Raw genomic sequence first — 18,197 nt, forward strand, 5'->3', positions numbered from 1 at the left:
CCGGCCGGCCCGTCTCGCACGGGCCGGCACGGTGGCCGCCCGGCCAGCCCGGACCACCGCCGGGGCAACAGCCCGCCAGACACCGGAGGCACCACGCATGTACGGCACCGCCACGACGACCCGCGTTCCTGACGGGGAGATGGACTACCTCGCGAAGGCCGGCGAGCAGCTCGACAAGGCCGCGCAGGCGATCGACAGCCGCGCCACCGACAGGTACGTAACCAAGGAGGAGATCAGCACCGCCCGGCAGGCGATCGCAAACGGGTACGCGCTGCTTGGCGCGATCCAGCGCGGACAGCTCCCGGCCGCGCTCGCCCGGGACCTGCTCGACCGGCTCGCCACCGACAACCGCTGACCGCCGACGCTTCCGGCCGGCCCGTCTCGCACGGGCCGGCACGGTGGCCGACCGGCCAGCCCCCACAAAGACCAAGGAGAGTTATGACCAGCCGCACCATCGAGGCCCGACAGGCGGGACCGGTCGTCGCCGACCTGAGCCTGCAGTACGGGCGCATCGAGGTGATCGTCGAGCGCCGCGACCGCGCCGAGGTCACCCTGACCACCCCCGCCAGCCGCGGCCCCGCCGTCGACGCCGTCAAGGGCTTCGCGCTGCGCGACACCCGCGACGGCTTCCGCGCCCACCTGGAGATCCCCCCGACCGTGGTCTCCGGGGGCGGCACCACGGTCATCCAGGGCGGCGGCAGCGTCGTCGTCCTCGGCGACAACATGCACCAGGTCAACCACTTCTCTGGTAGCGGCTCGGTGGTCCAGATCGGCGGCAGCCACGGCAGCGTGGTGGTTGGCGGCGGGAACGTCTCCATCGGCGGCGGGAGCACCGTTGAGATGCAGGTTCGCCTGCCCGAGCGGTCCGCGATCGTCGTCGACGCCGCCCACTGCCCGGTTCTCACCCAGGGCCGCCTGGGCGCCGCCTCGATCAATTTTCGGCACGGCAACGTCCAGATCGACGAGGTTGGCGCCCTGAACGTCCAAGGCGCGCACGGCAGCGTCACCGTCAATGCCCTCGACGGTGACGCGAACCTCCACGTCACCCACGGCAACATCGACATCCACGCGCTGCGCCCCTGCCGGGTGCGGGCGCGCACCCGACACGGCAACATCACCGTGAGCGGCGCCCGCGTCGACCTGGACGCCTCCGCTCAGCACGGCTCGGTGCGCAACCGGTGAGGGAGTTCTGGGCGAAGATCCTCGCCTCCGCGCTGCTGACCCTGCTCATCAAGGGCGGGGTCGCCCTGGCCGGCCACTGGATCGCCTGGTGGTTCGCCGCCCTCATCTCGCTGGTCGTCGTCTTCGGCGGCTGGTTCATCATCACCGGCGACTGGGACGAGGTGTTCCGCTGATGACCACCACTACGGTCTTTCGCGCCGACCCCGTCCAGTCTCACGATGCGTGCGGTGGCGGCGACCCGTGCGCGCACTGCAAGGCCGGACGCCCGGGGGTACCACGCTGGATCATGGGGGTGAGTAGCCCTACGCAGTCCGTCTGGGAGCTGGACGAGGAGGTGCGCCTGGCCCTGCCGCCGCGCTTCCACGTGCCGCACTACATCGACACCTGCACGCCCGCCGGCTGGTTCTGCGCCAGCTGCTGGGGCGACGGCTGGATGTCGAGCTGGCCCTGCGACGTCGCCCTGCGGCACCCCAGGCACATCGGCCCGCTCGCACCCACGCGCACCTCGAACTGACCGCTTCCGTCCCGCCTGGCCAAAAGCCGGGCGGGCGCGGTGGCAGCCAGGCCAAAGCAACCGATCGAGCAAGGAGAGAGCGTGTCCACCACCGAAACCGCGCTGACCGCGGACGAAGTCAAGGCCGCCGTCGCCGAGTGGCGCAAGGCGCACCCGGACGGAGTGCCGGTCCTGCACTGGCTGGGCGGCGACCGCGAGGACGAGCCCGAGATCGACTTCGCGTACAGGCCCGAGGCGGGAAGTGAGCCGACGGTGATGCTGTACGGCGCCTTCCGGCCGGTGCCGATGGCCCACGTCGAGCCCCACCCACTGGCGTCCGAGGTGGCCGCGCTGTCGAAGCCGGAGGAGCGCGAGCTGGAATTTCCGTACCCGCCGTGCCCGTTCTGCCGGGTCGACACGTATCACAACGGCGACAACTTCCAGTGCGGCTACTGCAGCGCGATCTTCGACAGCCACAGCAACCTGTCCACCCGCCGATGCGTGGAGGACTGCGGTGAGGACGCCACCGTCGTCGGCTCCGACAAGCAGCCACGATGCGTCACCTGCGAGGTGCGGGTGCGCGCCGGCGAGCTACGCGCCAACGAGCCGTACCCGTGCACACGGTGCAAGAGCGAGGTTGTTGGCATCCCCGTCCGCATGGAGCCGCACAAGCGCAAGCTCTGCCCCGGGTGCCTGGAGCGGGAGCTGCACCAGGAGCAGGTCGCCGAGATCCTCGCCCGCCGCAGCAGCTGATCTAGCCGACGCCCGCTGGGTCCGTGGCCTCAGCCACGAGCCCGGCGGGCATCCTCGTCTACCCATTGGATGTATTAAATGATGCCAAGGTGGTGACCCGCCGAATTGCCGCACCTTCGGCCGCCGGCTTGCCTGTGGGATGGCCTCCGCCTGGCCGCGAGCTGGGCACCATCCCCAAGGAGAGCGCATGCACGCCGCCCAGCCGCAGGTCAAGCTCATCGCCTGGACCAGCTTCGCCCCGCCGGACAACGTCCCGTGGAACCCCGACTTCAACGCCTACGGGGGCGCATCTGGGGGCCAGTCTCTCGCGGAGTTCGCCGGCCGCGCCTGCTACCAGAGCTGGAGCCGACCGAACCCGGCCACGGCCACCAACGCCGGCTACCTCGCGCACATCCTGGAGGTCGGACACCTCTCGGTGCTGGAGCACGCCTCGGCCAGCTTCTACTTCACCGGCGTCTCCCGCTCGTTCACCCACGAGTTGATCCGCCATCGGCACTTCTCGTACTCCCAACTGTCCCAGCGGTACGTCCGGGAGCGCGACGCCGCCATGGTTGAGCCCGGCGTCATCGCCTCCGACCCCTACCTGCACCGCCGGTTCACCGAAGCCACCGACGCCGCCGTGGCCGCCTATAACGAGCTGCTGCACGGCCTGGAGCGCAAGTTCGCCGACGTGGAGAACGCCACGCTGCGGCGCAAGCAGGCCCGCCAGGCGGCCCGCGCCGTCCTGCCCAACGCCACCGAGACGCGGATCGTGGTCACCGGCAACTACCGGGCCTGGCGGCACTTCATCGCCATGCGCGCCACGGAGCACGCCGACGTCGAGATCCGCGAGCTGGCGGTGGAGTGCCTGCGTCAGCTCCAGGAGATCGCTCCGAACGTCTTCGGCGACTTCACCATCAGCCGACTGTCCGACGGCACGGAGGTCGCCGCAACCCCACATGCAGAGCAGCACTGATGCCCGAGCACATTGAGCAGCCCCTGCCGACGCCGAACGGCGGACGCTCGATCCAGTCGATGGTGCGCGCCGACCTGCTCGACGCGATCCCGCCGGTGGCCGCCGACGTCAGCGCCGACCTGCTCGACCGCGAGCAGTTGGGCATCGAGCGCTACGGCACCTACCTGCAGGCCAACAACGGTCGCGACGCCCTGCGCGACGCCTACGAGGAATGCCTCGACCTGGCCGTCTACCTCAAGCAAGCCATCGTCGAAGGCCACGACCTGGTAATCGCGTACTACGCGACGCTGACCATGGCCATGCACATCAAGGAGAACATGCTGGCCCGCGACGCCGCGAAGGGAACCGGCGATGCTGCTGTCTGACCGGGACCTGCGCCAGGCCATCGCCGAGCAGCGGCTGGCCATCGACCCGTTCGAGCCCGAGCTGATCCAGCCAGCCAGCATCGACCTTCGCCTCGACCGCGACCTGCTGCTCTGGCCGAAAATCCAGCCCGACGAGCCTTACCCGGTGGTCGATCCGGCATGTGAGCCGAAGATGCTGCCCTTCAAGATCCCCGAGGGCTGGTCCTTCCGGCTGGAGCCCGGCCAGTCGGTGCTCGCCTGCACCGTCGAGACCGTCACCCTCGACCACAGCCTCGCCGGCCGATTCGAGGGCAAGAGCAGCATCGGCCGCCTCAGCCTGGCCACCCACATCACCGCCGGGTTCATCGACCCCGGCTTCTCCGGCCAGATCACCCTGGAGCTGGTCAATCACAATCCCCGCCCCATCCTGCTGCACCCCGGCATGCTCATTGGCCAGCTGTGCGTCCTGCCGATGTTCACCCCCGCCGAGCACCCCTACGGCTCCGCGGCGGCCGGCTCGCGCTACAACGGCCAGCGCGGCCCCACCCCGAGCCGATCGTGGCGCAACTGGCGCGTCTGGCCCACCCAGGAGGCGGCGTGAGCTGGCTGAGCGAGCGAGCCTACGAGCCGGTCGTCCTCGACCAACTGCGCGTCGGCATCCGGTCGGATCTCGGCGCGTTCGCCGCGGACCGGCTGGAGATCCGCCGGCGGCTCGACGAGATGGTCTACGACCTCACGACCTACGTCCTGGCCCGGCAACTGCCCGACGAGCGGGTCACCGAGCGCCGCCGCGAGCAGATCGAGAGACGGCACGGTTCGCCACCTGGTGGGACCACTTCAAGGCCACCTACCGGGGTCGGTGGTGGATGCGGTGGCGCCGCTGGCCGGTCCGGCAGCTCGTCGACACCCACGAGATCGAAGCCGTCGCCGTGGTCGACCTGACCCGCCACTGGACCTTCCCTCGCGCCGACATCGCCGCCCCCGAGCTGGGCGACCCGGTGCCCGCGATGACGTACCTGATGGCTCGGGACGTGCCGCCCTCACCGCGGGTAACGCGTGCGGCCCCTGACCGCACGGAGCGTTAGGCTGTCTGCCGTGACCTGGACCGGCGAAGGCATTACGAACCCGCACCTGTGCGACGTGTGCGACGTGATTGTTGTGCCCGCCGGCGACGGCTGGGAACACCCCGAGGAACTGCGGGAGAAGTTCTCCCAGACCATCTGCAACGAGCCCGGCCCCGGCCGGCCGCCGAAGCCCCGCGAACTGGCCTACGGCCGCGGCCGGCAGGTCTCCCGCGACAAGCAGGCCATCCAGGGCCAGATCCCCGGCTTCGAGATCGCCGAGGACGTGCCGATCGTCGTCGGCTGCAACGGCTCCCACAAGCACAACCCCGCCGGACCGCCCTGGTACCCGATCAGCTGGGGCTACGTCGCCGAGAACGGCCAGTACGGACTCGGCACCGCCACCCAGCCCAAGGCCGTCGTCGGCGACCGCGCGTTCGGCTCCGAGCTGCGCGCCATCTTCTGGGCCCTGGAGCAGCTGCCCAACGCCAACCCCGTCTCCGTGATCACCAACTCGCAGGACGCCGTCGCCCTGATCGAGCAGTGGCGCGCCGCCGGCCAGACGCCCGGCTGGACCGCCGAGAACCTGCCGATGCCCCCCGGCTACACCACCGAACGCGCCAGCGGCAACGAAGCGAAGATCCTGCGCCTGGCCAAGCAGTTCGCCGAGGCCCCTGACCTGCTCACCGCCACCTGGCACCGCGCCAGCGAACACCCCCTGCAGGACGCCGCAGACAAGCTCGCGAAGATCGCCCGGCTCTGGGCAATCCGCGAAATCACCAAGGAGCAGGCAGAGGTGGCCGCCGAGCGCGCCGCCCGGCACGTCCTCACCCGCGCCAGCCAGTAAGCCAGGTCAAACCGCCAAAGCGGGTAGGCACCACCGGGTTCGATGTCGTATCGTGACGCACGAAGTGATCTTCCGGTTACAAAACCGAAGACTCTGCACTGGCCCACGTTGCCGACGGACCTACCCCCGCCCGGAGGTGATCGCCGTGACCGCACGCCTTGCCCGAACCGCGCTGCGACTCGGCCTCGCCGGAGCGGGCGCCATTCTCGGCTTCGCCCTCATGGCCGCCGCCGACGACCCGGCCTACGCCAACGACCAGCCCCCGCGCGCCCTGCCCGCCCCGACTGTCAAGCCACCCAAGGGCTTTGCAAGTCAGGCGCCAGAGGCCGTGAAGCCCCAAGGGCCGGACCGACGAGCCAACAACGGCAAGCCCCGCGCCACGCAGGAAAACCCGGTCGAGCACCTGACCACTGAGGTCACCCGCCCGATCCGACACGCGCTGCAAGAGACGCAGCGCGCCACCGAGCCCGTCACGCAGCTTGTCGGCGAGGTGCTCGACGCCGCACCCGAGCCGGTCCGCACTCCGCTGACCGCCATTCGAACGCCGGTCGCCACCACCGTCGACACCGTTGGCGAAGACGTCGGAACGATCTCCCCGGCACTCGGCGACACCGTCGACGACGCGACGGCGCCGCTGGCTCCCATCCTCGGCACGCCGAGCCCTGACGACCAGCCACTTCTGCCGCTGCCACTTGAGCTGATCGAAACCGAAGAGCCAGCGGCGCCCACACCAGGAGCCACCTCATCGCCGAGCGCCGGGGCCCCGACACCCGAACCGGCAAGCATGCCCACCGGCACCTACGCCGAAAGCAGGCCGACGACAGAGGGCCCCAGGGCCGACTCGGGAGGCGCTCAGCGCATATCCGAGCCCGCCGGTGATTCCCGCGAACCCGCTGACGCCTCTGGCGAGCTACCGGACCCGACGGGCCAACCCGCGCCCCTGAGCCAGGCCGCGCAGCACAACTGCTTGGACAGCAGTCCGGCCGCGCTTCCTACGCAGCCCACCCTGCCCGTCCTGCACGGCACCATCGCTCCCGCCAGTGAGCCGCACCGGCCTGCCGGCCGCGCACCGAAACCGACCCCCGGCCCCGCGTAGCAGGGAACGACGCCGCAGCCGCCGGCTCGGGCAGCAGCCCGACGCCGCCAGGCCGTTTCCCTGAACTTCAGCGCGATCGGAGCACATCCCCATGAAGAGCATCACCCGCACCATGGCCTTCACTGGCTCCGTCCTGGACATCGGCGCCGGAATGTGGTTCGCCGTCATGGCCAAGGACGTTCTCGTAGACGGCGCAGAACTGACAACGGGCCACCTGATGGTGACCGTCGGCGTGGCCACCCTCGCAGTCATCGGCGGAGCCCTGCTCGTGGGCGCCATCATCATCACCGCCATCGAATCCGCCGTAGAACGCTCCTGCTTCGACTACGCCGACGGCGTACTGCACGGCGTGCACGAAGCCATCGAAGCCGGCCTCGGGCAGCTCCTCCACGCGCTGCCTCCCCCCAGGGACAACGTGCGCCCCCTCCGGCCTCACCCTTCGGGGCACCGCTTCCGTCCGTAAGTTCGCACGCCGCAGGCCGGGCCCCAGCCAAGAGCTGGGGACCCGGCTCGGACGCAAGGCCAGGCCGCCCTCAGACCCTTGGGCAGCCTCGCCTCGATCGACTTGGGCGCACACAACGCGCCCTGGCAGGATATTCGAACATATGATCGACTGGTGCGGCCCGGTCGGAGGGAAGCTCAGCAGCCACGACGTCCGCCGGTCAGCCAGCGACAAGCACAGAACGGAGCACCACATGATCAAGGCCGGGAAGGCGCAGGCCGCCGCGTGGGCTTTTCGGATCGACCTCCGCAGGATTGGCATCTGGATCGGCTGGATGTTGTTCTCGATCTCGCTACTGTCGGTCGTGGTCATCTACGCCGTGGCCCTGAGCAACCCCGAGTGGAAGGCGAGCATCGCAACCAGCCTGACGATCGCCCTGGTCGTCGGCCTTGGTGTCAGTGCCGTGATCATCTGGGGCTTCACCCTGTCGATCCGGGCCATCGCCCGGACCATCGACGCGTACCAGCAGGGCGTTCAGGACGCCGTCGCGCGCCTGGCTGACGCGATCCCGCCGGCTAGTGATTCACGTCACACGAGCACCCGGCGCCAGCGTGGGCACCTGCGCAGCATGACCTAGAACCAGAAACCCCTTCGGCGAGTCGCGCCACGCGAACCTTCGTGAGACCGCGGGGGCGCACCGTGTGCCCACGGTGCGCCCATACGCTGAGTAGTGGGGGACTTCATCAATATCTGACTCCGGCAAAGAGAAAGGGCGGTGACCGCGTTTCCGCAGGTCACCGCCCTTTTAGCCCGGCGAAAGGCTATGTGGCCAGGGGCGGGGTCGAACCGCCGACCTTCCGATTTTCAGTCGGACGCTCGTACCAACTGAGCTACCTGGCCGTGTTGCTCGGTTCATGCTACCCGCACGGCGGGCTGTCCGCCGGGAGGGTCACACGCTCCGATACGCAGAACGCCGCGCGTGGTGGGCGCGGCGTCAGCGCTGGCGGTCCTGACGGGACTTGAACCCGCGACCTCCGCCTTGACAGGGCGGCGAGCACTCCAACTGCTCCACAGGACCTAGCTTTGTTGCCTCCGACCGAAGCCGGACCGTGCCCCCAACGGGATTCGAACCCGTGCTACCGCCTTGAAAGGGCGGCGTCCTGGGCCGCTAGACGATGAGGGCGGCCCCGCCATCATTGCACACTCGCAACTTCAAGCGGACTTGCTCCCATCCGGCCCCGCCGGAGGCTTGGATAGCTTACGTGATGGTCGGCCCCTCGACCAAACCGGTATGGCCCTGGCCACAACGAGCCACAAAACCGCAGGTCAGGGCCGGTCTAGCGGAGCCGGGCGATGCCGAAGCGCCGCTTCAGGTCGGTGATCAGGTGCGGGCAGGCGGCCAGTGTCGCGGCCCGATCGCCGCCCCCGTCGTGCAGCAGCACGACCGACCCGGGCCGGGCCGCGGCGCGTACCCGATTGGTGATCGTCGCGGTGGTGGGCTTGCCCCAGTCCTGCGGGTCGACGTTCCAGTGCAGCGACCGCATGCCCAGCTGCTTGGCGACCGACACCACCTCGGGCGTCCACCGGCCGCCCGGCTGCCGGTAGAACGGCACCTTGGCCCCGGGCACCGCGGCCCGGATCGCCGCGTTGGTGCGGGCCAGGTCGCTGCGGATGTCGGCGACCGGTCGCCGGGCGAGGTCCAGGTCGTGGTGCCAGCTGTGGTTGCAGAGCTGGTGCCCCTCCCGCACGATCCGCCGCACCAGGTCGGGGTGGCGGCGGGCCTGGGTGCCCACCACGCAGAACGTGGCGGTGACCCGCGCCGCGCGGAGGTGGTCGAGGATCTTCGGTGTCCAGACCGGGTTGGGCCCGTCGTCGAAGGTCAGCGCCACGGCCCGTACGCCGGTGCTGCGCTGCAGGCCCGGCGGCAGTTTGCTGGGCAGCGGCCGGACCGGGCGTTTGGGCGGCGGGGTGCTGCGGGTCGGGCGCGGGCTGGCCGTCGGGGTCGGCCCCGGCGGCAGCGGCGCGGAGGCGACGGGGCTGGGGCCGGCCGCCTCCGGCGGGGATGCGGAGGTGTCACCGCAGCCGCCGAGGAGGAGGGCAAGGGCCAGACCGGATGCCAGTACGGCGCGTGGGCGCATCGTTCGCTCCCGAAGGGGGTCGGGGTCGGCGGACCCCCCGACGCTAGTGGACGGCTTTCCGTCCCGGCACCCCGGTCAGCCGGTGGTGGACTGGCCCAGCGAGTCGTGTACGGCCAGCGCGAGCGAGACCGCCTCGGTGAGGTCGAGCGGCCGCACCACCCCGGCGGGCAGCGAGTCCGCCGGCCAGCCGGGCCCGGCGGCGAGCACCAGCAGCGGCCGGCGGGGCGCGGCGAGCAGGGCGGTGAGCTGGGCGGGGTCGGCGGTGGCCGGGGCGTGCGACCAGACGACCACGGCGGCCGGCCCGGTCCGGTTGACCGCCTCGACCAGCGCCGCCGCCGGCACCCGGGCACCGAGCATCCGGTAGCCCACCCCGGCCTCGGCGAGCGCGGCGGCGAGCGCCTCCAGCGGCAGGCTGTGCTGCTCCTCGTCGGCGCAGGAGAGCAGGACGCGCGGCGGCCCGGTGGGCGCGCCGGCCCGGGCGACCGCCGCGAACGCCTCCGACACGCACCGGGACACCAGGTGTTCGACCTCGATCAGGCCGGCGGTGGCCGCGTGCCGCTCCCCGATGCCGACGAGCACCGGGCGCAGCAGCCCGTCCCAGGTGGCGACCACCCCGTCCGCCTCGACGGCGTGCGCGATCGCCTCGCTGATGGCCACCGAGTCCAGCCGCATGGCGGCACGGGCCAGCCCCCGGGCGGCCGGCCCGGCCCGGCCGACCGGAATCGTCGGGCCGCCGCCGTCCCGCGTACCGGCGGTACGTGCGGGCGGGCGGGCACCGGCGCCGGCGGCGGGTGCGGTCTCCGGCGTCCGACGGGCCCAGCGGGCCGCCTCGGCGGGGGTGACCCCCTGGGCGGTGAGCCGCCGCATGATCTCCAGGCGCGCGAGGTCGGCCGGCGTGTAGCGCCGGTGGTGTCCCGGTACGTGCTCGCTCGGGCCGAGCCCGTAGCGCTGGTGCCAGGTGCGCAGGGTGGTGACGGCGACCCCCAGCTGCCTGGCCACCGCCCCCGCGCTCAGCGCCTCATCGGCCACCCGACCGCTCCGACGCGTCGTCCGCCGGCAGCGCGGAGGGGTTCGTGGCCGCGTTCGGCGGGCCGACGGTCGGCCGCAGCAGCCGGTTCACCACCCCGCCCAGCCAGGGCGCGTACGCGCGGGGATCGGCGTCGAGGTCGGCGGCCAGCTCGACGGGGTCGACCCAGCGCAGTTCGGCCACCTCGTCGGGGTCGGGCAGCAGCGGCGTGCCCGGCCGGAACCCGCCTCGCAGGACGTGGTCGTACTCGAACTCGACCCGGCCGGTGGCCGGGTCCTCGGCGTAGTAGACGTACACCCCGACCTCGGTCAGCTCGACCGGGTCGGCGCCGAGCTCCTCGCGCAGCCGGCGGTTGGCGGCCTCGACCAGCGACTCGCCGGGCACGGGGTGGCCGCAGCACGAGTTGGCCCAGCGCAGCGGGAAGCGGGTCTTCACCCCGGCCCGGCGCTGGAGCAGCACCCGGCCGTCGGGATCGACGAGCAGCACCGAGAAGGCGCGGTGCAGCTGGCCCGGGGGCTGGTGCGCGGCGGACACGGTGGTCTCGCCCTGTGCGCGCCCGGCGTCGTCGACGAGCTCGACGAGGTGCTTCTCGCGGGTGGTCACGGCAGGTGCCTTTCGGGTGTGCGGGCGAGGGTCATCAGGATTCCCCGGTGATGCGGCCGGCGGCGAGCTTGCCGGAGATGAGCACCATCGGCACGCCGACGCCGGGCTGGGTGCCCGAGCCGGCGAAGACCACGTTCGGCAGCGTCCGGTGCAGGTTCGACGGGCGGAACGGGCCGGTCTGGAAGAAGGTGTGCGCGGCGGCGAACGGGGTGCCGGCGGCCATCCCCTGCTCGGCCCACTCGGCCGGGGTGACGGCCCGCAGCACCTCGACGCCCGCGCCGAAGCCGACGTAGCCGCGCTCCTCCAGGGTCCCGACGAGCTGGTCGGCGTAGCGGTCGGTGAGGTCGCCCCGCCAGTCGAACGGCGCCCGGTGGAGGTTGGGCACCGGCGCGAGCACGTAGTAGGTGTGCCGGCCTGCGGGCGCGACCGACGGGTCCGTCCGGCTCGGGTTGGTCACCAGCAGGGACGGGTCGCTCATCAGCTCGCCGCGCCGGATGACCTCATCGAAGGTGCCCTTCCAGGACCGTCCGAAGTGGATGTTGTGGTGGGCGATCCTCCCATATCCCTGCCGGGATCCCACGTGCAGGACCACGCAGGACGGCGAGTAGGTGAGCCTGCGGGGGCGGGTCGGCGGCAGCAGGTCGCGGTAGGCGACCGGCAGGTCGGGGTTGAGCACCACCACGTCGGCCGGGATCAGCTCCCCGTCGGCGGTCAGCACGCCCGTGGCCCGGCCGTTCGCGGTCTCCACCCGGGTCACCGTGGTGTCGTACCGGATCTGCACGCCGTGTTTCTCGGCGGCGCCGGCCATGCCCCGGGAGACCGCGTGGATCCCGCCGCGCGGGAAGTAGACCCCGGCCACCGAGTCGAGATACGCGATGACCGCGTAGATGGCCAGGGCGTCGTGCGGGGCGAGGCCGGCGTACATCGCCTGGAAGGAGAAGATCCGCTGGGTGCGCGGGTCGCGGAAGAACTGGTTGATCTTCGTCTGGAGCCGGCGGAAGGCGCCGCCCGCCAGCAGCCGCAGTAGGTTGCCGGTGAGCAGGTCGGTGGGCGCGTCCAGGTTGCGCTCGATGAAGTCGGCGCGCTCCCACTGCCAGAGCTTCCGGGCGTAGTCGACGAAGCGCAGGTAGCCGTCGGCCTCGCGGGGGCCGCAGACCCGGGCGATCTCGGCGGCCATCCGGGTGGTGTCGGTGATGACGTCCAGCGTCGACCCGTCGGGGTAGTGGGCCCGGTAGGCCGGGTCGAGCGGGGTCAGGTCGAGCCAGTCGTCCAGTTCCTCGCCCACCGCGCCGAGCGCCTCGGCGATCAGGTCCGGCATGGTGAGCACGGTGGGGCCGGTGTCGAACTCGTAGCCGTCGACGCCGAGCCGGCCGGCCCGGCCGCCCGGCACCGGCTCGCGCTCCAGCACGGTCACCTGTCGGCCACTGCCCGCCAGGTGCAGCGCGCAGGCCAGCCCACCCAGGCCGGCGCCGACCACCACCACCCGGTCCGTACGCCCGTGCACGGTGCGCACGCGACCACCCCCCTGTACGAAGTTGCCCATCAAGCCCGCCGGTTGGTGGCGGCGGTCGCGAGACCGGTCAGCGCGGTGCGTGCCGTCTCGTCGATCGACGCGGCGTCGAGCGCGGCGAGCGCCTCGGCGACCCGGTCGGAGATCATGCGCTCGACCCGGTCCACCGCGCCGGTGTCGGCGACGACGCCGGCGAGCCGGGCGATCTCCGCGTCCGTCACCCCGTCGCCGACCCGGTCCAGCGCGCGCCGCTGGGCCGGCGTGGCGAGCTGCCGGGCGAGCATGAGCAGCGCGGTCGGCTTGCCGGTGCGCAGGTCGTCGCCGGCCGGCTTGCCGGTGGCCGACGGGTCGCCGTAGACGCCGAGCAGGTCGTCGCAGAGCTGGAACGCCTCGCCGACCGCGAGCCCGTAGCGGGTGTACGCGGCGATCAGCGGGGCGTCGGTGTCGACGCCGGCCAGGCAGGCGCCGAAGAGCAGCGGCCGCCGCACCGTGTAGCTCGCGGTCTTGTAGCGGGCGACCCGCAGCGCGCGGTCGACGGACCAGTTCGCCGCGTCGCTCTCGCCGAGCACGTCGAGGTACTGCCCGGCGATCGTCTCCACCCGCATCTGGTCGTAGCAGCGGCGGACGTGGAGCAGCCGGGCCGGCGGCAGGGCGGCGTGCGCGAGGAGCCGGTCGGCCCACACCACGCAGAGGTCGCCGACCAGCACCGCGACCGCCTCGCCGAACCGGCGCGGGTCGCCCCGGTGCCCGGCGGCGGCGTGCCGGGCGGCCTGCGCCACCTGCACGGTCGGCCGGCCGCGTCGAGTGGCGGAGGCGTCCATCACGTCGTCGTGCACGAGGGCGAAGGTGTGCAGCAACTCCAGGGCGGCGAACGCCGGCAGCACGGCCGGCAGGGGCTCCGCGCTCCCCGCGCCGCGCCAGCCCCAGTAGGCGAACGTCGGCCGGACCCGCTTGCCGCCGGCCAGCACGCTGTCGCGCGCCGTCGCGGCGAAGCGGCCCATCGCCGCGTCGATCTCGGCCAGCGAGGCGACCTCGGCGGCCAGGAAGGCGGCCAGGGTGCGGTCCACCGCCGCGACCAGATCCCTCGTGTACGCGGCCAGGACCGCGCCGACGGGGTCGTCCCCGTCTCCCGGGCCTGCCGGCGTGACACGGAGGGTGTTGCCGGCAACTGCGTCGTTGGCCATGCGGCCGAGCGTACCCTAGGGTTACGTCTTGCGTCGATTGGTGCGTCGATACTTGAGGAGGGCCGGTGGACACGGATCTCACCGCTGCCTATGACCGTTGTCGTGAGGTGCACAGACGCCACGGCCGCACCTACTATCTCGCGACCCGGCTGCTGCCCGCCTGGAAACGGCGGCACGTGCACGCCCTCTACGGGTTCACCCGCTACACGGACGAGATCGTCGACCGGACCGAGGAGTTGTCCCCGACCGAGCGCGCGGCGCGGCTCGACGACTGGGCCGGCCGCTTCGTCGCCGGGCTGCACGGCCAGCCGGTCGACGACCCGCTGCTCCCGGCCGTGCTGCACACCATCGCCGTCTTCGATCTGGACCGGGACGACTTCGTGTCGTTCCTCAAGAGCATGGCGATGGACCTGACGGTCACCTCGTACCGCACCTACGACCACCTGCTCGACTACATGGAGGGCTCGGCGGCCGTCATCGGCACGATGATGCTGCCGATCCTGGGCAGCTCCGACCCGGCCGCGGCCCGCGAGCCGGCGCGCCAGCTCGGCTTCGCCTTCCAGCTCACCAACTTCATCCGGGACATCGGCGAGGATCTCGAGCGCGGGCGGACGTACCTGCCCGACGACGACCTCGCCCTGTTCGGCGTCACCCGAGAGGAGCTGACCGAGGCCCGCGCCCGGGGGCGCGCCACGCCCCGGATCCGGGAGCTGATCGCGTACGAGGTGGGCCGCGCCCAGGCGCACTACGCCGCCGCGGCACCCGGTATCACGCTGCTCGCGCCCGCCTCGCAGGCGTGCATGCGCACCGCGTACGCGCTCTACGGCGGCATCCTCGACGAGGTGGCCGCGCAGGGCTACGACGTCTTCGCCGGCCGGGCACTGGTGTCGCGACGCCGCCGGCTGGCGGTGGCCGCCCGCGCCCTGCTCACCCCGACCGGCACGCCCGTGGTGATCCCCGGGCCCGCCCGGGCGCCCGCCCCGGTCCCCGTGCCGAGCCCGTGACCGTTTGCCGTCCGGCTCCGGCGGTCGCACCCCGGGCCGGCGGCGCGCCCGACCCGGGGCGGGTGCCCGTGGCGCCGGCCGCCCGCTGGCCGCACCCGCCCGAGGCGGTCGGAGCGGGTCAGAGGCAGGAGTGCAGGGCGTCCACCAGAGCGTCGACCCGGTCGTGGTCGGCCAGGTGGGACGTGGCGTAGGCGAAGGTGTAGCCGCGCGCGGGGTCGGCCCAGGCGGAACTGCCGCCGATCCCGCCCATGCCCCAGCTCCCGTCCTCCTCCCACTGCATGCCCAGCGTCCACCGGGTGCGCCGGCCCAGCAGCAGGTCGTCGCCGTCGTACTGGACCCGCGTCGCCTCGGCCACCAACTCCGGACCGAACAGGCGTACGCCGTCGAGGACGCCGCCGGCGAGCAGGCCCGCGTAGAGCCGGGCCAGGGCACCCGCCGTCGAGTGCAGGTTGACCGCCGGCACCTCCGCGCCCCGCCAGAGCGGGCCGTTCACCACCGCCAGGTCCCGTCCGCCGGGCGGGTTGTCCAGCGCCCGCGCCCGGAGGGAGCCCGGCGCACCGGCCACCCGGTCCGGCCACCCCGGGTCGCCGTACCGCAGCTCGGCGCAGCGCCGCCGGTCCGCCTCGCCGAGGCCGAAGCCGAGGTCCAGCCGCCACGGCCCGGCGATCTCCTCGGCCAGGAAGCGGCCCACCGACCGCCCGTCGACCCGCCGCACCAGCTCGCCCACCAGATGCCCGTACGTCCAGGCGTGCTCGCCCGCGACGGAACCCGGCGGCCACTCCGGCCCGGCGGCGGCGAGGTCGGCGCAGAGCAGATCCCAGTCGGCGATCGCGGCGGCGGGCCGGGGCACCGGGAAGGCCAGCAGCCCGGCGGTGTGCGTGAGCACCTGCCGGACGGTGGCCGGGGTGCGGAAGCCGGGCCAGTGCGCGGAGACCGGGTCGTCCAGGTCGAGCCGGCCCCGGTCGACCAGCATCAGCAGGCAGAGCGCGGCGACCGGCTTGCCGACCGAGTAGACGTTCACCAGCGTCTGCGGCAGCCACGGCCGCCCCGGCGACCGTTCCCCGCCGACGATGTCGACGACCGGCTCCCCGGCGTACCAGACCGCCAGGCCGGCCCCGGTCTCCCGGCCGGTGGCGAGCAGGTCGGCGAAGCAGTCGTGGACGGCGGAGAAGCGGGCGCGCATCCGGCCACCGTAGGCGGCCGACGACACCCGGGCAGCGAATATCGCGCCGGCCGGGTGGTCGGAGACCGGGCGGTGCGGAATGCTGGCGGGATGGCGGAGCCGGAACTGGTGGACGTGGTCGTGGTCGGGCTCGGGGTCGGCGGCGAGGAGGTGGCCGGGCGGCTCGCCGAGGCCGGGCTGACCGTCGTCGGCGTCGAGCGTGACCTGGTCGGCGGGGAGTGCCCGTACTGGGGGTGCATCCCGAGCAAGATGATGATCAGGGCGGCCAACGCGATCGCCGAGGCGCGCCGGGTCGACGGGCTCGCCGGCACCGCCCAGGTCCGGCCCGACTGGGCACCCGTGGCGAAGCGGATCCGCGAGGAGGCCACCGACACCTGGGACGACACGGTCGCCGTGGAACGCTTCACCGGCAAGGGCGGCCGGTTCGTCCGGGGCAGCGCCCGCCTCGACGGCCCCGGCCGGGTCCGGGTCGGCGGGCGGGTCTTCCAGGCCCGGCACGGGATCGTGCTCGGCACCGGCACCAAGCCGTCCGTGCCGCCGGTCGACGGGCTGGCCGACACGCCGTACTGGACCAACCGCCAGGCGATCGAGGTCGAGGAGTTGCCGGAGTCGCTGCTGGTGCTGGGCGGCGGCGCGATCGGCCTGGAGCTGGCCCAGGTGTTCGCCAGGTTCGGCGTCCAGGTCACCGTCGTCGAGGCGGCGGACCGGGTGCTCGCGGTCGAGGAGCCGGAGGCGTCCGAGGTGGCCGCCGCCGCGCTGCGCGCCGACGGGGTGGAGATCCACACCGGCGTACGGGCGGAGCGGGTCCGCCACGACGGGCGCGGCTTCACGCTGCACGGGGCCGACGGGGCGGAGTTCACCGGGCAGCGGCTGCTGGTGGTGACCGGCCGCCGCGCCCACCTCGACGAGTTGGGCCTGGACACCGTCGGGGTGGACGCCGGCCAGCGGTACCTGGCCGTCGACGACCGGCTGCGCGTCACCGACGGGATGTGGGCGGTCGGCGACGTCACCGGGGAGGGCGCGTTCACCCACGTCGCCATGTACCAGGCGGGGATCGTCGTCGCCGACGTGCTCGACCACGCCCGGCGCGCCGACGGCGGGCCGGACGCCAGCGGCACGGCCCGCGTGACGGGCGGCGCGGCCGGCGCGGTCAGCGCGTCCGGCACCACCGGGTCGGGTGCCTCCGCCGGCGCGGTGCCGCGCGCCGACTACCGCGCGCTGCCCCGGGTCACCTTCACCGACCCCGAGATCGGCGCGGTCGGCCTCACCGAACGGCAGGCCCGCGAGCGCGGGATCAACGTGCAGGTCGGCCTCGCCGAACTGCCGTCGTCGGCGCGCGGCTGGATCCACCGGAGCGGCAACGAGGGCTTCGTCAAGCTGGTCGCCGACGCCGACCAGGGCGTGCTGATCGGCGCGACGTCGGTCGGGCCGGCCGGCGGCGAGGTGCTCTCCGGGCTGGTGGTGGCGGTGCACGCGGCCGTACCGCTGGCCCGGCTCCGGCACATGATCTACGCCTACCCGACGTTCCACCGGGCCATCGAGGACGCGCTGCGGCACCTGCGCTAGACGGCCGTGCCGCCGCGTCCGCGCTAGACGGCCGCGCCGTGCCGCCCGGCGCCGGCGGCGAACCGGGCCGCCCCGGCCGCCGCGTCGGCGGCGAGCGAGTCCATCCCGTACGCCAGCTCGGTCGCCAGCGCCGCCGGCTCCGGCTGGCCGGCGCCGGCCAGCACGGCGGCCCGGTCGTTGCGCAGGCAGGTTTGCGGGTGCCGGGCGATCTCGGCCGCCAGCCGCTCGGCCGCCGCCCGCGCCTCACCCGGGGCGACCAGCCGGTTCACCAGCCCCATCGCGTACGCCTCCTCGGCCGGCACCGGCCGGCCGGTGAGGATCAGGTCCATCGCCCGGCTCTCGCCGATCAGCCGGGGCAGCCGGACCGTCCCCCCGTCGATCAGCGGCACCCCCCAGCGCCGGCAGAACACCCCGAGGACCGCGTCGGACTCGGCGACCCGCAGGTCGCACCAGAGCGCCAGCTCCAACCCGCCGGCCACGGCGTGACCGGAGATCGCGGCGATCACCGGCTTGCCGAGCGTCATCCGGGTCGGGCCCATCGGGCCGTCCCCCTCCGGCTCGACCCGGTTGCCGCTCGGGGTGCCGATCGCTTTCAGGTCGGCCCCCGCGCAGAACGTGCCGCCGGCGCCCCAGAGCACGGCCACCGCCGCGTCGGGGTCGGCCTCGAAGGCGCGGAACGCGTCGGCCAGGGCCCGGGCCGTCGGCCCGTCGACCGCGTTGCGGGCCGCCGGGCGGTCCAGGATCACCGTGGTCACCGGCCCGTCGTGCTCGACGCGTACGCCCATCGGCACAGCATGCCCCGGTGGTGC

22 protein-coding genes and 3 tRNA genes are annotated in these 18,197 nt (G+C 73.1%); 15 read left to right on the forward strand and 10 right to left on the reverse strand.

The window, feature by feature from the left end; genetic code table 11:
* The first annotated feature begins 97 nt into the window (after positions 1 to 97).
* From ACGF5G_RS08985 to ACGF5G_RS09045, 13 genes are all read left to right on the forward strand, one after another.
* Positions 98 to 355, forward strand: a complete 258-nt coding sequence (locus tag ACGF5G_RS08985; RefSeq protein WP_393260475.1) for a hypothetical protein — start codon at positions 98 to 100, stop codon at positions 353 to 355.
* Between the two features lie 83 nt (positions 356 to 438).
* A complete protein-coding gene (locus tag ACGF5G_RS08990) occupies positions 439 to 1,182 on the forward strand; it encodes a hypothetical protein (RefSeq protein ID WP_393260477.1) in 744 nt (247 codons plus the stop codon).
* On the forward strand, positions 1,179 to 1,355 hold the full coding sequence (locus ACGF5G_RS08995; RefSeq protein ID WP_393260479.1) for a hypothetical protein: 177 nt from the start codon (positions 1,179 to 1,181) through the stop codon (positions 1,353 to 1,355). Before ACGF5G_RS08990 ends, ACGF5G_RS08995 begins: the two co-directional genes overlap by 4 nt.
* A 119-nt stretch (positions 1,356 to 1,474) precedes the next feature.
* Positions 1,475 to 1,696 (forward strand): hypothetical protein, encoded by a 222-nt coding sequence (locus ACGF5G_RS09000; protein WP_393260482.1) that lies wholly within the window; start codon positions 1,475 to 1,477, stop codon positions 1,694 to 1,696.
* A gap of 81 nt (positions 1,697 to 1,777) precedes the next feature.
* The gene (locus ACGF5G_RS09005; protein ID WP_393260484.1) at positions 1,778 to 2,428 is read left to right on the forward strand and encodes a hypothetical protein; all 651 of its coding nucleotides are present in this window, start codon (positions 1,778 to 1,780) and stop codon (positions 2,426 to 2,428) included.
* 187 nt (positions 2,429 to 2,615) lie between these two features.
* Positions 2,616 to 3,383: an FAD-dependent thymidylate synthase gene (gene thyX / locus ACGF5G_RS09010; protein WP_393260486.1), complete on the forward strand. Its 768-nt coding sequence runs from the start codon at positions 2,616 to 2,618 to the stop codon at positions 3,381 to 3,383.
* A complete protein-coding gene (locus ACGF5G_RS09015; protein WP_393260489.1) occupies positions 3,383 to 3,748 on the forward strand; it encodes a hypothetical protein in 366 nt (121 codons plus the stop codon). Before thyX ends, ACGF5G_RS09015 begins: the two co-directional genes overlap by 1 nt.
* Positions 3,735 to 4,328 carry a dCTP deaminase gene (gene dcd / locus ACGF5G_RS09020; protein WP_393260492.1) on the forward strand — a complete coding sequence of 198 codons (594 nt, stop codon included), beginning with the start codon at positions 3,735 to 3,737 and terminating at the stop codon, positions 4,326 to 4,328. Before ACGF5G_RS09015 ends, dcd begins: the two co-directional genes overlap by 14 nt.
* A complete protein-coding gene (locus ACGF5G_RS09025) occupies positions 4,325 to 4,669 on the forward strand; it encodes a hypothetical protein (protein ID WP_393260495.1) in 345 nt (114 codons plus the stop codon). Before dcd ends, ACGF5G_RS09025 begins: the two co-directional genes overlap by 4 nt.
* A 207-nt stretch (positions 4,670 to 4,876) precedes the next feature.
* Positions 4,877 to 5,635 carry a hypothetical protein gene (locus tag ACGF5G_RS09030; RefSeq protein ID WP_393260497.1) on the forward strand — a complete coding sequence of 253 codons (759 nt, stop codon included), beginning with the start codon at positions 4,877 to 4,879 and terminating at the stop codon, positions 5,633 to 5,635.
* Between the two features lie 145 nt (positions 5,636 to 5,780).
* The gene (locus ACGF5G_RS09035; protein WP_393260500.1) at positions 5,781 to 6,731 is read left to right on the forward strand and encodes a hypothetical protein; all 951 of its coding nucleotides are present in this window, start codon (positions 5,781 to 5,783) and stop codon (positions 6,729 to 6,731) included.
* 91 nt (positions 6,732 to 6,822) lie between these two features.
* Positions 6,823 to 7,194, forward strand: coding sequence for a hypothetical protein (locus ACGF5G_RS09040; RefSeq protein ID WP_393260502.1), 372 nt, complete (start codon positions 6,823 to 6,825; stop codon positions 7,192 to 7,194).
* A gap of 232 nt (positions 7,195 to 7,426) precedes the next feature.
* A complete protein-coding gene (locus tag ACGF5G_RS09045) occupies positions 7,427 to 7,810 on the forward strand; it encodes a hypothetical protein (RefSeq protein ID WP_393260505.1) in 384 nt (127 codons plus the stop codon).
* Positions 7,811 to 7,999: 189 nt separating this feature from the next.
* Here ACGF5G_RS09045 and ACGF5G_RS09050 read toward each other — a convergent pair.
* The 8 genes from ACGF5G_RS09050 to ACGF5G_RS09085 form a co-directional block, all read right to left on the reverse strand.
* Positions 8,000 to 8,073: transfer RNA gene (locus tag ACGF5G_RS09050), tRNA-Phe, on the reverse strand.
* A 101-nt stretch (positions 8,074 to 8,174) separates the two neighbouring features.
* Positions 8,175 to 8,251: transfer RNA gene (locus ACGF5G_RS09055), tRNA-Asp, on the reverse strand.
* Positions 8,252 to 8,283: 32 nt separating this feature from the next.
* Positions 8,284 to 8,356, reverse strand: a tRNA-Glu gene (locus ACGF5G_RS09060).
* A gap of 154 nt (positions 8,357 to 8,510) precedes the next feature.
* Complete coding sequence (locus ACGF5G_RS09065; RefSeq protein ID WP_393260508.1) at positions 8,511 to 9,311, reverse strand: polysaccharide deacetylase family protein; 801 nt, start codon at positions 9,309 to 9,311, stop codon at positions 8,511 to 8,513.
* Between the two features lie 75 nt (positions 9,312 to 9,386).
* Positions 9,387 to 10,340, reverse strand: a complete 954-nt coding sequence (locus tag ACGF5G_RS09070) for a MerR family transcriptional regulator (RefSeq protein ID WP_393260511.1) — start codon at positions 10,338 to 10,340, stop codon at positions 9,387 to 9,389.
* Complete coding sequence (idi, locus tag ACGF5G_RS09075; RefSeq protein WP_393260514.1) at positions 10,330 to 10,941, reverse strand: isopentenyl-diphosphate Delta-isomerase; 612 nt, start codon at positions 10,939 to 10,941, stop codon at positions 10,330 to 10,332. Before idi ends, ACGF5G_RS09070 begins: the two co-directional genes overlap by 11 nt.
* Before the next feature lie 34 nt (positions 10,942 to 10,975).
* The gene (crtI, locus tag ACGF5G_RS09080; RefSeq protein ID WP_393260516.1) at positions 10,976 to 12,484 is read right to left on the reverse strand and encodes a phytoene desaturase family protein; all 1,509 of its coding nucleotides are present in this window, start codon (positions 12,482 to 12,484) and stop codon (positions 10,976 to 10,978) included.
* A complete protein-coding gene (locus ACGF5G_RS09085; protein WP_393260518.1) occupies positions 12,484 to 13,635 on the reverse strand; it encodes a polyprenyl synthetase family protein in 1,152 nt (383 codons plus the stop codon). The genes crtI and ACGF5G_RS09085 overlap by 1 nt, the downstream gene beginning before the upstream one ends.
* Before the next feature lie 65 nt (positions 13,636 to 13,700).
* Here ACGF5G_RS09085 and ACGF5G_RS09090 point away from each other — a divergent pair, with 65 nt between their 5' ends.
* The gene (locus tag ACGF5G_RS09090; protein WP_393260520.1) at positions 13,701 to 14,639 is read left to right on the forward strand and encodes a phytoene/squalene synthase family protein; all 939 of its coding nucleotides are present in this window, start codon (positions 13,701 to 13,703) and stop codon (positions 14,637 to 14,639) included.
* 118 nt (positions 14,640 to 14,757) lie between these two features.
* Here ACGF5G_RS09090 and ACGF5G_RS09095 read toward each other — a convergent pair whose 3' ends face one another.
* Positions 14,758 to 15,822: a serine hydrolase domain-containing protein gene (locus tag ACGF5G_RS09095; protein ID WP_393260522.1), complete on the reverse strand. Its 1,065-nt coding sequence runs from the start codon at positions 15,820 to 15,822 to the stop codon at positions 14,758 to 14,760.
* A 90-nt stretch (positions 15,823 to 15,912) separates the two neighbouring features.
* On the opposite strand from ACGF5G_RS09095, the gene ACGF5G_RS09100 reads away from it, so the two are divergent.
* The gene (locus tag ACGF5G_RS09100; RefSeq protein WP_393260524.1) at positions 15,913 to 17,388 is read left to right on the forward strand and encodes a dihydrolipoyl dehydrogenase family protein; all 1,476 of its coding nucleotides are present in this window, start codon (positions 15,913 to 15,915) and stop codon (positions 17,386 to 17,388) included.
* A 23-nt stretch (positions 17,389 to 17,411) separates the two neighbouring features.
* Here ACGF5G_RS09100 and ACGF5G_RS09105 read toward each other — a convergent pair whose 3' ends face one another.
* Positions 17,412 to 18,173 carry a crotonase/enoyl-CoA hydratase family protein gene (locus ACGF5G_RS09105; RefSeq protein ID WP_350702086.1) on the reverse strand — a complete coding sequence of 254 codons (762 nt, stop codon included), beginning with the start codon at positions 18,171 to 18,173 and terminating at the stop codon, positions 17,412 to 17,414.
* Positions 18,174 to 18,197: the final 24 nt, after the last annotated feature.

This window comes from Micromonospora sp. NPDC047730 (assembly GCF_043204765.1).
Lineage (GTDB): Bacteria > Actinomycetota > Actinomycetes > Mycobacteriales > Micromonosporaceae > Micromonospora.